Raw genomic sequence first — 12,729 nt, 5'->3', positions numbered from 1 at the left:
GGGTCGCCGGGCTGCGAATCATTACCCGTTGGCCGATACGATTCGCCCACCTCAGTTGATTGACTATGGGAGGCAAAGCGGTGGCCACGGGGAAGGACCGGCAGAAGCAGCTGGCGCGCGAGCATCACGAGCGGCAGTTGCAGCGCCGCATCGAGCGCGAGCAGAAGTCCAAGCGCACGGCGATCATCGGCTCCACCGTGGGCGTAGTGGTCGTGGTGGGCGGCATCGTGGCCGCGGTCGCGCTGCTGGGCGGTGGCGATCCGCAGACGGAGGCGGCCGCGTCGCCGTCGGCGTCGGCGTCAGCGTCGGCCCAGGAGAGCGCGACGACCACGCCGGCCGCTGGGCCCAAGCCGTACAACGCGGCGACGGGCACCTGCGACTACGTCAAGGACACGGCGGGCGGTCAGATCAAGGACGTCGGCCTGCCGGCGAAGAAGGTCAAGACCACACCGGCTACGAAGACGATGACGTTCAAGACGAACCTCGGCGACATCGTGGTCGAGCTCGACAACGCCAAGGCTCCGTGCACCACGAACTCTCTGGTGCATCTGGCGGAGAAGAAGTACTACGACGGCAGCAAGTGCCACCGGCTCGGCAGCGAGAAGTTCCCGATGCTGCAGTGCGGCGACCCGACGGCCAAGGCCGACGGCAAGAGCCAGGACGGCTCCGGCGGCCCCGGCTACGTGATGGCCGAGGAGAACCTCAAGGGCGCGGCGTACAAGCGCGGGGTGATGGCGATGGCCAAGACCTCGGCGCCGGGCAGCACGGGCAGCCAGTTCTTCCTCGTTTACGGAGACATCGGACTCACCCCGGATTACACGCCGGTGGGTACGATCACCAAGGGTCTCGACATCCTGGACAAGGTGAACAAAGCAGGCGTCATCGCCGACATGGGCGACGGGACCGGAGCACCGAAGGAAACCGTCGAAATCAAAGACGTGACAATCGCCGGCAAGAGCTGACGTAATACAAACTAGGGACGAAGTAGTCCCGAAGGGTCTGATGGATAGTGCGGGAGGACACGGTGAGCACCGACCCGTGGGGCCGGGTAGACGACGACGGCACCGTCTACGTGCGTACGGCTGAGGGAGAGCGGGCCGTCGGCTCCTGGCAGGCCGGTGAACCCGAAGAGGCACTGGCCTACTTCCATCGGAAGTACGACGAGCTGGCCGGCCAGGTGCAGCTGCTCGAACAGCGCGTCAAGGGCACCGACCTGGCTCCGGCACAGGCGGAGGCCAACATCGCCAAGCTGCGCGAGGCCGTCGCCGACGCTCACGCCGTCGGCGACCTGGCCGCGCTCGTGGCTCGTCTCGACGGCCTGACGGAGCTGGTCGGCCAGCGCCGCGAGGAGGTCAAGGCGGCTCGCGAGCAGGCGCGCGCGGAGGCGCGCACGGTCAAGGAGCGCATCGTCGACGAGGCCGAGCGCATCGCCGACGAGACCACCCACTGGAAGTCGGGTGGTGAGCGGCTGCGCCAGCTGGTCGAGGAGTGGAAGGCCGCCGACCGCATCGACAGGGTCACCGAGGCCGCGCTGTGGAAGCGGCTGTCGGCCGCCCGCACGGCGTTCGCCAAGCGGCGCAAGCAGTACTTCGCGGGGCTCGACGAGCAGCGCGAGGGCATCCGGGCGACCAAGGAGCGCATCGTCGTCGAGGCCGAGGCGATCGCCGACTCCACCGACTGGGGCGCGACGGCGGCGATCTACCGCGAGCTGATGCAGCAGTGGAAGAACGCCGGCCGGGCCTCGCGCGAGGCCGAGGACGAGCTGTGGGCCCGCTTCAAGGGCGCCCAGGACCAGTTCTTCCAGGCCCGTTCTGCGGTGTTCGCCGAGCGCGACGCCTCGCTGGCCGCCAACGCGGAGATCAAGGAGGACCTGCTGGCCGACGCCGAGAAGATCCTGCCGGTCACCGACGTGCGCACGGCCCGCGGGGCGCTGCGGCACATCCTGGAGCGGTGGGAGGCCGCCGGTCCCGTGCCGCGCGAGCAGCGCGACCGGCTCGAGGGCGGCCTGCGCAAGGTGGACGAGGCCGTGCGCAAGGCCGAGGACGCCGAGTGGAAGCGCTCCAACCCCGAGGCCAGGGCGCGTGCCCAGAGCACGGTCGACCAGCTCCGCACCTCGATCGAGCAGCTCGAGAAGCGGCTGGTCAAGGCGCAGGCGGCCGGGCGGGCCAAGGACGTCAAGGAGGCCGAGGAGGCCCTGATCGCCCGCCGTTCCTGGCTGGAGGAGGCCGAGCGCACGCTCACCGAGTTCAGCTGAGCCCGGTGTGAGGGCCCCCGTACGGGCCTCTCACCGGGCACGGGCCGCACGGCCCCCTTACGGGCACCGTCGTTCAAGGTCGCAGAATCGGGCGGCGCGCGACGGCGCCTGAGATCTAGGCTGTCGGCATGGATCCCGTCAGCGCCGCGCGTGCCCTCGTCGAGGAGATGTTCCCTGGCGCTCTCTACGCCTTCGTCGGCGGCAGCGTGCTCACCGAACGCCGCACCAGCGCCTCCGACCTCGACGTCGTGGTGGTGCTCGACGGCTTGACCACCCCCTACCGCGAGTCGCTGCGCTGGCGCGAGTGGCCGGTCGAGCTGTTCGTGCACAGCGAGACCAGCCTGGACGTCTACCTCGACAAGGACTTCGGCAGGCGGCAGCCCAGCCTGGCGCGCATGTGCGCGGAGGGTGCGGTGCTGGCCGACAGGACGGGCGGGCGGGCCAGCGACCTGCAGAGCGCGCTGGGCGAGCGGCTGTCGGCCGGGCCGGGCGACCCGAGCGACACCCAGGTCGAACGCGCCCGATACGCCGTGTCCGACCTCCTGGACGACCTGTCGGGGGCGACCGATCCCGGGGAGCAGGCGTTCATCCGCTGGGCGCTGGTGCAGGACACCGCCCGCCTGGCGCTCAGTGTGGGGCGCAAGTGGCACGGGAGCGGGAAGTGGCTGCTGCGCGAGCTGCGCGAGCACGATCCGGCGCTCGCGGAAGCGCTGCTCGCCGCCCGTGAGGATCCCGTACGCCTGGCCGCCGTCGCCTCGGACGTGCTGGAGCGGGCGGGAGGGCGTCTCTGGGAGGGTTACCGGGCCGAGGGCGACCCGTTTCACCAGCCGCTGCGTCACATCGCCTCTGGGCAGCTCTCGGGCGACACGGCGCAGAGCTCCGGCATGCGCCGGCTGGCCGCGATCAGCGGTGACACGGCCGGGTCCGCGCGGCTCTGGATGGGCCAGACGCACGTCTCCCCTGCCACCCGCTCCTCCGACCATCACCACGGCGCCTCGGAGACGGCCATCTACGTCGTCAGCGGCACGCCGTCGTTCGTCTTCCTCCAGGACTCACGCGAAGTACGCCTCGACGCCGGGCCCGGTGACTACATCTACGTCCCGCCCTACGTGCCGCACCGTGAGGAGAACCCGGATCCCTCGCAGGAGGCCGTGGTGGTGATCGCCCGCAGCACGCAGGAGGCGATCGTCGTCAACCTGCCCAGCCTGTCCGGCTGACGCCGCCCCGGGCTGGGCGGGTCAGCCGCCGGCGCCGCTGACGCGGTAGACGTCGAAGACGCCCTGGATGTTGCGTACGGCCTTCAGGACGTGTCCCAGGTGCTTCGGGTCGCCCATCTCGAAGGTGAACTTGCTGACCGCCACCCGATCCCGTGACGTCGTGACGGACGCGCTCAGGATGTTGACGTGCTGGTCGGACAGCGTACGGGTGACGTCGGAAAGCAGCCGCGGCCGATCGAGCGCCTCCACCTGGATGGCCACCAGGAACACGCTGTCGTCACTGGGCGACCAGCTGACCTCCACCAGCCGGTCCGGCTGCGTCTTCAGCTGCTGCACGTTGGTGCAGTCGCCCCGGTGCACGGACACGCCGTGCCCCCGGGTGACGAATCCGACGATCTCATCGCCGGGCACCGGGGTGCAGCATTTCGACAGGCGTACCCACACGTCGGCGTCGCCGGCCACGACCACGCCCGCGCCGCCCCCGCCACGGGGACGGCCGCGCAGCCGCGTCGGCAGCGACGTCTCGGCGATGTCCTCCTCGGCGCTGTCGACGCCGCCGATCGAGGCCACCAGCTTCTGTACGACGGCCTGCGCGGCGACGTGCCCCTCCCCCACGGCCGCGTAGAGCGCGGACACGTCGGGATAGCGCAGGTCGCGGGCCAGCGCGAGCAGCGCCTCGCCGGACATCAGGCGTTGCAGCGGCAGCCCCTGCTTGCGCATGGCGCGGCCGATGGCCTCCTTGCCCGCCTCGATCGCGGTCTCGCGGCGCTCCTTGGAGAACCACTGCCGGATCTTGTTACGAGCCCGGCCCGACTTGACGAACTTGAGCCAGTCGCGCGACGGCCCGGCGTCGGGCGACTTGGAGGTGAAGATCTCCACCGTGTCGCCGTTGCCGAGCCGCGACTCCAGCGGCACCAGGCGGCCGTTGACCCGCGCGCCGATGCAGCGGTGGCCCACCTCCGTGTGCACGGCGTAGGCGAAGTCGACCGGCGTGGCCCCCTCCGGCAGGGCGATGACCTGCCCCTTCGGGGTGAACACGTAGACCTCGGAGACCGACAGGTCGAAGCGCAGCGACTCGAGGAACTCGCCCGGGTCGGAGGTCTCCTTCTGCCAGTCGAGGAGCTGGCGCAACCAGGCCATGTCGCTGCCCGGCTTGACCTTGCCCGTGGGGCCGGGCGCGCCGACCTCCTCTTTGTACTTCCAGTGCGCGGCCACGCCGTACTCGGCCCTGTGGTGCATCGCGTGGGTGCGGATCTGCAGCTCCACCGGCTTGCCCTCGGGACCGATCACCGTCGTGTGCAGCGACTGGTACATGTTGAACTTGGGCATCGCGATGTAGTCCTTGAACCGCCCGGGCACCGGGTTCCACCTGGCGTGGATGGTGCCGAGCGCCGCGTAGCAGTCGCGCACGCTGTCGACGAGGACGCGGATGCCCACCAGGTCGTAGATGTCGTCGAACGCCACGTCACGCGCGATCATCTTCTGGTAGACGGAGTAGTAGTGCTTCGGCCGGCCCTTCACCACCGCGCGGATCTTCGCCTCGCGCAGGTCGCCGTGCACCTTCTCGATGACCTCCTGCAGGAACAGGTCCCTGCGCGGCGCCCGCTCCGACACCATGCGCGCGATCTCGTCGTAGCGCTTGGGGTAGAGCATCGCGAAGGCGAGGTCCTCGAGCTCCCACTTGATCGTGTTCATGCCCAGGCGGTGGGCCAGCGGAGCGAAGATCTCCAGCGTCTCGCGCGACTTCTGGTGGCGCTTGTGCTCGGGGAGGTAGCGCATGGTGCGCATGTTGTGCAGCCGGTCGGCCAGCTTGATGATCAGCACCCGGATGTCGCGGGACATCGCCACGACCATCTTGCGCACGGTCTCGGCCTGCGCGGCGTCGCCGAACTTGACCTTGTCGAGCTTGGTCACGCCGTCCACCAGGGACGCGATCGTGTCGCCGAAGTCGCCGCGCAGCTCGTCGAGGCTGTAGGCGGTGTCCTCCACCGTGTCGTGCAGGAGCGCCGCGCACAGCGTCTCGTCGTCGGTGCCGAGTTCGGCCAGGATCGTCGCCACGGCCAGCGGGTGGGTGATGTACGGGTCGCCGGACTTCCGCTTCTGGTCGCGGTGGTGGTAGGCGGCCACATCGTAGGCGCGCTCGATCAGGCGCAGGTCGGCCTTGGGATGGGTGGCACGGACCGTGCGGAACAACGGCTCCAGCACCGGATTCATGGCCCCACCCCCAAAACGCCTTCGGCGCACCGCTGGAACGCCTGCCGCCTCGGCATTGCCGGAGTCGGTTACGTCGGGCGCGACCACATCACGGGGCACACAGACTCCTCACGCAATGGCTCCTCACGTTCGAGTCCAGATCCCCCCAGTGTATCCAGGTGGCAAACCTGGACCGTAGCGGGCCAGAACTCAGACGATCACGAGGGAGTGCAGCTCCACATCCGGCAGCCGTTCCCGTCCCTTGAGAAAGCCCAGCTCCATGAGCACGGCGATGCCGACGACCTCGGCTCCGGCCCTCTCCACCAGCTCCATCGCAGCCTTCGCGGTGCCACCCGTGGCCAGCACGTCGTCGACGATGAGAACCCGGTCGCCGGGAGTGAAGGCGTCACGGTGGACCTCGATGGTCGCGGAGCCGTACTCCAGATCGTAGGACTCTTCGAGGGTTTCGGCGGGCAGTTTCCCCTTCTTGCGTACCGGCACGAATCCGGCCGCCGCCCGGTAGGCCACCGGAGCGGCCAGGATGAAGCCGCGCGCCTCGATGCCGACGATCTTGTCCACCTGGCAGAGCCCGGCCAGTTCGTCCACCACCGCCGCCATCGCGACCGGGTCGGCCAGCAGCGGGGTGATGTCCTTGAACAGCACACCCGGCTTGGGGTAGTCGGGCACGTCCCTGATCCGATCCAGGATCAGCGCGCTCAGCTCACTCATGGGGGTTCCCTCGCATCTCTCCACCGGCTCATCCCACCGGCTCTCTCAACCGGCTCGTCCCACCGGCTCTCTCAACCGGTCGTCCGCCGGGCTCCATGATGGTGCATTCCGGCTCCCGCCAGGACCGCGCCACCCCTCCGGCACGTCCAGGCGAGCCCCTCAGGGCCCCAGGACGTCCCGTACGGCCCCTGGAGGGTCGTACCCGCCCATATGCCCAACCTGGAGCTCCCGGACCGTCTGGACGCCCCTGACGCCCGCACACGACGACGCCCCCGCCCTTCCCGGGCGGGGGCGTCGTGCGCATGCCGTTGCGGCTAGCCCTTGGCTACCGCGGCGCTTTTGGAGCCTTTGGCCCCTTTGCCGCCCGAGGAGGCGAGCCTCCTCGCGATGGCCTGGTACTTCGGCTCCCGCTCCTTCAGCGTCACCAGCAGCGGCGTGGCCACGCACAGCGACGAGTAGGTGCCGACGATCATGCCCACGAACAGGGCCAGCGACAGGTCCTTCAGCGTGCCCGCGCCGAGCAGCGTGGTGCCGATGAACAGGATCGCCGCCACCGGCAGGATCGCGACCAGCGAGGTGTTCAGTGACCGGATCAGCGTGTGGTTGAGCGCGTTGTTGGCCGCCATCGAGTAGGTCTGCTTGGACGTGTGTCCCAGCTTGGCCGTGACTTCCTTGATCATGTCGAACACCACGACCGCGTCGTAGAGCGAATAACCGAGGATGGTCAGGAAGCCCAGCAGCGTCGCGGGCGTGACCTCGAAGCCGGACCAGGCGTAGACGCCGGCCGTGATGACGAGGTCGTGGATGAGCGCGACGATGGCGGCCAGCGCCATCTTCGGCTCGAACGCCATCGACAGGTACAGGATGATCGCCACCATGAACACGCCCAGGCCCAGCCAGGCCTTCTGGGACACCTCACCGCCCCAGGACGCGCCGATCGACTGGATGTCGACCTGGTTGGTGGGCACGTTGAAGTCCTTGGCGATGGCGGTCTGCACCTGGTTCATGGTGCTTTCCGAGAGGGTCTCGGTGGTGACCCGCCAGCGGTCTCCGGCCGTCTGCACGATCGGCTGGTGCACACCCTCCTCCTGGAACGCGGCACGCACCTGCTCGATGTTGGCCGTCTGCGCCTTGAACGAGAAGACGGAGCCGCCGGTGAACTCCACGCCCAGGTTGAGCCCGTTGATCAGCAGGCCGGCGAGCGAGATGAGCAACAGGAAGCCGGACAGGCTGTACCAGAGCTTCCACTTGCCGACGAAGTCGACATCGATCTCGCCACGATAGAGGCGACGCCCCAATCCCATCTCAGGCCTCCTGCGGAGTGTTCGTGCGGCCGGTCGTGCTGCCGACCTCGCTCATGCGCTCGGCGTCGAGACCCGACAGCGGGTGTCCCTTGGCGAAGAACTTCACCTTCGCCAGCACGGCGATGAACGGCTTCGTGAACAGGAACACCACCACGATGTCGATCAGCGTGGTCAGGCCCATGGCGAACGCGAACCCGGCCACACCGCCCACCGCCAGGAAGTACAGCACGATCGCGGCGATGAACATGACGGCGTCGGCGATCAGGATCGTGCGCCGGGCACGGACCCAGGCCACCTCGACGGCCGCGCGAAGCGAGCGCCGACCTTCCTTCATCTCATCACGTATGCGTTCGAAGTACACGATGAAGGAGTCGGCGGTGATGCCGATCGAGACCACCAAGCCGATGATGTGCGGCAGCGACAGCCGGAAGCCGGCATTGTGACCGAGCACGACCACCGCCGTGTACGTGATGATCGTCGCGATCACGAGGCTCAGGACCGCCACGATGCCCAGGCCCCGGTAGTAGAGCAGGCAGTAGACGACCACGAGCGCGAGACCGATCAGGCCGGCGACCAGGCCGCCTTCGAGCTGGTCCTGGCCCAGGGTCGAGGAGACCGTGTCGATCGAGCTGCGGTTGAACTTCAGCGGCAGCGCGCCGTACTTGAGCTGGTCGGCCAGGTTGGTGGCGCTGAGCTGGTCGAAGCCGCCGGTGATCTCGGCCCGTCCGCCGGGGATCGGGCTGATGATGTTCGGGGCGGTGATGACGACGCCGTCGAGCACGACCGCGACCTTGTTGCGCGGCTCCTGCGAGTTGTAGGCGGCCGTGGTGAGCTTGCTCCACTCGGCCGCGCCCTTGCTCTTGAAGTCGAGCTGGACGACCCACTCGGTGGTGCCCTGGCGGATGCCCGCCGAGGCCGTGTCGATGTCGGTGCCGACGACCTTGGCGACGTCGAGGACGTACTTGTAGCTGCCGTCGGTCTCACAGCCGGCGTACTGCTTGTTCGGGTTGTCCTGGACGCCCTGGCCGCGGTTGGCCGGGTTGGCGCAGTCGAGCTTGTTGAACTGGGCCAGCACCGCGGGGTCGATGCCCTCGGTGTTGACGCCCGTCGCCGCCGGGTCCTCGGTGGGCGGCGTGCTGGCCTGGGCACTCGGCGACGCCGACGGGGAGGACTTGGGGTCCTGGCCCTTCTTCGTCTCCTGCTTCTGGCCGCTCTGCGTGGCCGAAGGAGCGGACGAGGGCGCGGGCGACGCCGCGGCCTCGGTGAGTGCCGACGACAGCGCCTTGCCCGTCGGAGACGTGCTGGGCTTCGGCGCCGAAGCCGAGGTGCTCGGCTTCGGCGTGCCGGCCGGCTGCGAAGTGGACGGCTTGGCCGACGGCGCGCCGGAGGCCGAGGTGCTCGGCGTGGGCGCGTTGGTCGCGAGGTCCTGCGGGACCTGCGTGGCCGCCATGGCCAGCACCTGGCGGAAGCGCAGCTCCGCGGTGGTGGCGACCAGCTTCACGGCCTCGCTCTGCCCGACGCCCGGGATGGAGATGATGATGTTGTCGCCGGACTTGGCGACCTCCGCGTCGGAGATGCCGGTCCCGTTGACTCGATCGCGGATGATGTTGACCGCGCGGTCAAGGATCTCCTCCGGAGGAGCCGCGTTGTTCTGAGTCACGGGCGACAGGGTCACCGTGGTGCCGCCGGCGAGGTCGAGTCCTAGCTTGGGCGTGAACGCCTTCTGCAGGAGCATCGTCCCGCCCAGGGCGAGGATGAGCGCCAGCAGCACCAGGAGCGTGCGCCCCGGTCGGCTGTGGCGGCTGGTCGGTCGGGCCACTGGTCGTCGATTCTTTCAGATAGGAGTTTGTCGCAGAGCTTAGTCAGGACTGCTTGGTGCTGGAGTCCTGGTCGCCGTTGCGATCCACGGTGGCCTCGGACTCGCTCTTGTCGTCCTCGTCGAGTTTGTCCTCGTCAGCGGGCTCGTCCACCACCGGAGCGTCCCCGGGGGTGACGACGCGGCCGATGGCCGCCTTCACCCAACGGGTCTCGATCCCGGGCGCGACCTCGAGGACCACGTCTTCATTGTCGACCGCGATCACGGTGCCGAACAGGCCCGTCGTGGTCATGACCCGAGCGCCCGGGGCCAGGGAGTTCTGCATCTGAGCCGCCTCCTGCTGGCGCTTGCGCTGCGGGCGGATCAGCAGGAAGTAGAACACCACCACCAGAAGGATCAGCGGCAGGATGCTTCCGAGTTGTCCCATGTCCATAAGGGGCGACCTTCCATTGTCGTACAAGAAGTTGACACCGGCCTCGCGCCGGAAATTCCGTGCGTTGCTTCGGGCCGCGCCGCTCAGCCCGTCAGCCTACACAGCCAGCCAAGCCACGGAGTGTAGGCCGTTGTTGCGAAACGCGGCAACGAGGCAGCGTTCCGGCGCGCGGGGAAGTTCCCAATTCGAAACGGTTGCAACCGTAATGTGATCAGTCGAGAAGCGGCGCTCCGAACGCGTCGGGGGGTGGCGTCATCCCGAGATGGCTCCACGCGGCGGCGGTCGCGACCCGGCCGCGCGGGGTCCTGGCCAGCAGTCCTTGGCGTACGAGGAACGGCTCGGCGACCACTTCGACGGTCTCCGCCTCCTCCCCCACGGCCACCGCGAGCGTGGAGAGGCCGACGGGGCCGCCGCCGAACTTCTTCAGCAGCGCGCCGAGCACCGCCCGGTCGAGCCGGTCGAGCCCGTTCGCGTCGACTTCGTACAGGTTGAGGGCGGCCGAGGCGATCTCCTGGTTGATCAGCCCGTCGGCGCGCATGTCGGCGAAGTCCCGCACCCGCCTCAGCAGCCGGTTGGCGATGCGGGGCGTGCCCCTGGACCGCCTGGCGATCTCGTGGGCGCCCTCGTCCGGCAGGGTGACGCGGAGCAGCTTGGCCGAGCGGTAGAGGACCTGCTCCAGCTCGCTGACCTCGTAGAAGTCCATGTGCGCCGTGAAGCCGAACCTGTCGCGCAGCGGCGCGGGCAGCAGCCCGGCCCGGGTGGTGGCTCCGACCAGCGTGAACGGCGAGATGTCGAGCGGGATGGCGGTGGCTCCCGGGCCCTTGCCGACGATGATGTCGACCCGGAAGTCCTCCATGGCGAGGTAGAGCATCTCCTCCGCGGGCCTGGCCATGCGGTGGATCTCGTCGATGAACAGCACTTCGCCCTCGGCCAGCGTGGACAGGATCGCGGCGAGGTCGCCCGCCCGCTCCAGCGCGGGGCCCGAGGTGATCCTGAGCGGCGCGTTGAGCTCGGCTGCGACGATCATGGCGAGGGTGGTCTTGCCGAGGCCCGGGGAGCCGCTCATCAGCACGTGGTCGGGCGGCCGCCGGCGGCGCAGGGCGCTTTCGAGCACGAGGGAGAGCTGCTCGCGCACCCGTCCCTGACCGATGAACTCCCCGAGCCGCTTGGGCCGCAGCGCCGCCTCGATCTGCAGCTCGTCGTTCTCGGCATCGGGTGACACCAGGTCTCGCTCAATCTCCACGCCCGCACCTCCGCCCGTCGGCCCCAACGCTAGCGATCCCGGCGCCCGCACAGCACCTGCCGCGACCCCCGGCGACCCGATCCCGCGGCCCGCAACCGGACCGAGCCCTCAGCCGGCCACCGCCACAAGGTCCAAGCCGGGTGACGAGCGGGCGTGCTCTCCGTACGGCCATGCCGTGGTCGGTGGGCGGGCGGGTGCTCATCGGACGCTCAAGGCGCGCAGAGCGGCCTTCAGCAGCATGGCGACCTGTGGCTGGCGACCGGCGGCCACCTCGGCGTCGGCGTCCGGCTCCACCACGGCGATCGCCTCGTCGGCGTCCTTGCCGGAGTAGCCCAGCCCCACCAGCCCCGAGTGGACCTGGTCGCGCCACACCGCCACCCGCCGCTCGCCGTTGAGCGCGGCGTTGACCGCCTCCTCCGGTGTCCCGAGCCGGTCCTTGAGCTCCAGCACGATCCGCTGGGCGCCTTTCTGGCCGATCCCCGGGACCTTCGTGAGCGCTTTGAGGTCGGCGCTCGCGACGGCGACCCGCAGCGCGTTGGGCGTGTGCACGGCGAGCATCGACAGAGCCACTTTGGGCCCGACGCCGCTGGCCGTCTGCAGCAGCTCGAACACGGCCCGCTCGTCGTCGCTCACGAAGCCGTAGAGGGTGAGCGACTCTTCGCGCACCACCAGCGACGTGGCCAGGCGCGCGTCCTCGCCCACCCGGAGTGTGGCCAGCGTGCCGGGCGTGCAGTGGGTGAGGATGCCGACGCCGCCCACCTCGATCACGGCTCCGTCCGGTGCGATCGCCGCCACCTTGCCCGCCACCGAAGCGATCACCGCTCGCCGTCCCTTCCGCCCAGCCCGGCCACCGTCGCCCCACCCGCAACCGACGCGCTCACAACCCGTCGTCCTTCCCGTCCAGCATGATCCCCGCCGAAGCGACCACCGGCTCGCCGCCCTTGCGGCCAGGCGCGACGCACCGTCGCAGCAGCGGCCATCGGCGCGGTCAACGCCTGCCGCCCTTGTGTGTGGCCTTGGCCTTGGCCAGGGCCTCGGCCAGGCGGTGCTGGGCGCCGCCGCGCCAGACGTGGCAGATCGCCAGGGCGAGCGCGTCGGCCGCGTCGGCGGGCTTGGGCATCTCGGTCAGCCGCAGCAGGCGCGTGACCATGGCGCCGACCTGCTTCTTGTCGGCGGTGCCGCTGCCCGTGATGGCCGCCTTGACCTCCGACGGCGTGTGCAGCGCCACAGGCAGCCCGCGCCTGGCCGCGCAGAGCACGGCGATGCCCGCCGCCTGCGCGGTGCCCATGACGGTGCGTACGTTGTGCTGGCTGAAGACCCGCTCGACCGCGACCGCGTCGGGGCGTACGTCGTCGAGCCAGCGCTCGATCCCCGCCTCGATGCCGACCAGCCGCGCGCCGAGCTCCTCGTCGGCGCCCGTGCGCACCACCCCGACCGCCACCATCGTCAGCGGCGCGCCCGGCCGCCCTTCGACGGCGCCCAGGCCGCACCGGGTCAGCCCCGGATCGACGCCCATCACCCGCACCGGCATGCCCTCCCC

General features: G+C 69.7%; 11 protein-coding genes. 3 read left to right on the top strand and 8 right to left on the bottom strand.

Translation table 11 applies throughout. The annotated features are described in order from the left end of the window. Positions 1 to 80: 80 nt before the first annotated feature. The 3 genes from ABEA43_RS24585 (at position 81) to ABEA43_RS24575 (ending at position 3,471) form a co-directional block, all read left to right on the top strand. A complete protein-coding gene (locus ABEA43_RS24585; protein WP_345565221.1) occupies positions 81 to 962 on the top strand; it encodes a peptidylprolyl isomerase in 882 nt (293 codons plus the stop codon). A gap of 62 nt (positions 963 to 1,024) precedes the next feature. Next, entirely contained in the window at positions 1,025 to 2,254 is a 1,230-nt protein-coding gene (locus ABEA43_RS24580) for a DUF349 domain-containing protein (RefSeq protein WP_345565219.1), read from the top strand. Positions 2,255 to 2,382: 128 nt separating this feature from the next. After that, on the top strand, positions 2,383 to 3,471 hold the full coding sequence (locus tag ABEA43_RS24575; RefSeq protein ID WP_345565217.1) for a cupin domain-containing protein: 1,089 nt from the start codon (positions 2,383 to 2,385) through the stop codon (positions 3,469 to 3,471). Positions 3,472 to 3,492: 21 nt separating this feature from the next. On the opposite strand, the gene ABEA43_RS24570 is transcribed toward ABEA43_RS24575, so the two are convergent. The 8 genes from ABEA43_RS24570 to ruvC all read right to left on the bottom strand — a co-directional run bounded on the left by ABEA43_RS24570 (position 3,493) and on the right by ruvC (position 12,714). Continuing rightward, positions 3,493 to 5,685, bottom strand: coding sequence for a RelA/SpoT family protein (locus tag ABEA43_RS24570; RefSeq protein WP_345565216.1), 2,193 nt, complete (start codon positions 5,683 to 5,685; stop codon positions 3,493 to 3,495). Between the two features lie 189 nt (positions 5,686 to 5,874). Next, positions 5,875 to 6,393, bottom strand: a complete 519-nt coding sequence (locus ABEA43_RS24565) for an adenine phosphoribosyltransferase (protein WP_345565215.1) — start codon at positions 6,391 to 6,393, stop codon at positions 5,875 to 5,877. 314 nt (positions 6,394 to 6,707) lie between these two features. Next, complete coding sequence (secF, locus tag ABEA43_RS24560; protein WP_345565213.1) at positions 6,708 to 7,697, bottom strand: protein translocase subunit SecF; 990 nt, start codon at positions 7,695 to 7,697, stop codon at positions 6,708 to 6,710. Position 7,698: 1 nt separating this feature from the next. Then, positions 7,699 to 9,516 (bottom strand): protein translocase subunit SecD, encoded by a 1,818-nt coding sequence (gene secD, locus ABEA43_RS24555; RefSeq protein WP_345565212.1) that lies wholly within the window; start codon positions 9,514 to 9,516, stop codon positions 7,699 to 7,701. 43 nt (positions 9,517 to 9,559) lie between these two features. Beyond that, entirely contained in the window at positions 9,560 to 9,940 is a 381-nt protein-coding gene (gene yajC, locus ABEA43_RS24550) for a preprotein translocase subunit YajC (protein ID WP_345565210.1), read from the bottom strand. Positions 9,941 to 10,157: 217 nt separating this feature from the next. After that, positions 10,158 to 11,189 (bottom strand): Holliday junction branch migration DNA helicase RuvB, encoded by a 1,032-nt coding sequence (gene ruvB, locus ABEA43_RS24545; RefSeq protein ID WP_345565208.1) that lies wholly within the window; start codon positions 11,187 to 11,189, stop codon positions 10,158 to 10,160. 198 nt (positions 11,190 to 11,387) lie between these two features. After that, positions 11,388 to 12,008 (bottom strand): Holliday junction branch migration protein RuvA, encoded by a 621-nt coding sequence (gene ruvA, locus ABEA43_RS24540; RefSeq protein WP_345565206.1) that lies wholly within the window; start codon positions 12,006 to 12,008, stop codon positions 11,388 to 11,390. Positions 12,009 to 12,177: 169 nt separating this feature from the next. Beyond that, positions 12,178 to 12,714 (bottom strand): crossover junction endodeoxyribonuclease RuvC, encoded by a 537-nt coding sequence (gene ruvC, locus ABEA43_RS24535; RefSeq protein ID WP_345565392.1) that lies wholly within the window; start codon positions 12,712 to 12,714, stop codon positions 12,178 to 12,180. Positions 12,715 to 12,729: the final 15 nt, after the last annotated feature.

Source organism: Nonomuraea rosea, from assembly GCF_039539705.1.
Classification (GTDB): domain Bacteria; phylum Actinomycetota; class Actinomycetes; order Streptosporangiales; family Streptosporangiaceae; genus Nonomuraea; species Nonomuraea rosea.
The sequence above is the reverse complement of the archived record's forward strand: the minus strand, read 5'-3'. Positions and strand labels throughout refer to the sequence as shown.

Coding starts and splice junctions, on each gene's coding strand:
- ABEA43_RS24575 (WP_345565217.1), top strand. CDS start 2,383: ATGGATCCCGTCAGCGCCGCGCGTGCCCTCGTCGAGGAGATGTTCCCT.
- ABEA43_RS24565 (WP_345565215.1), bottom strand. CDS start 6,393: ATGAGTGAGCTGAGCGCGCTGATCCTGGATCGGATCAGGGACGTGCCC.
- ABEA43_RS24570 (WP_345565216.1), bottom strand. CDS start 5,685: ATGAATCCGGTGCTGGAGCCGTTGTTCCGCACGGTCCGTGCCACCCAT.
- secF (WP_345565213.1), bottom strand. CDS start 7,697: ATGGGATTGGGGCGTCGCCTCTATCGTGGCGAGATCGATGTCGACTTC.
- yajC (WP_345565210.1), bottom strand. CDS start 9,940: ATGGGACAACTCGGAAGCATCCTGCCGCTGATCCTTCTGGTGGTGGTG.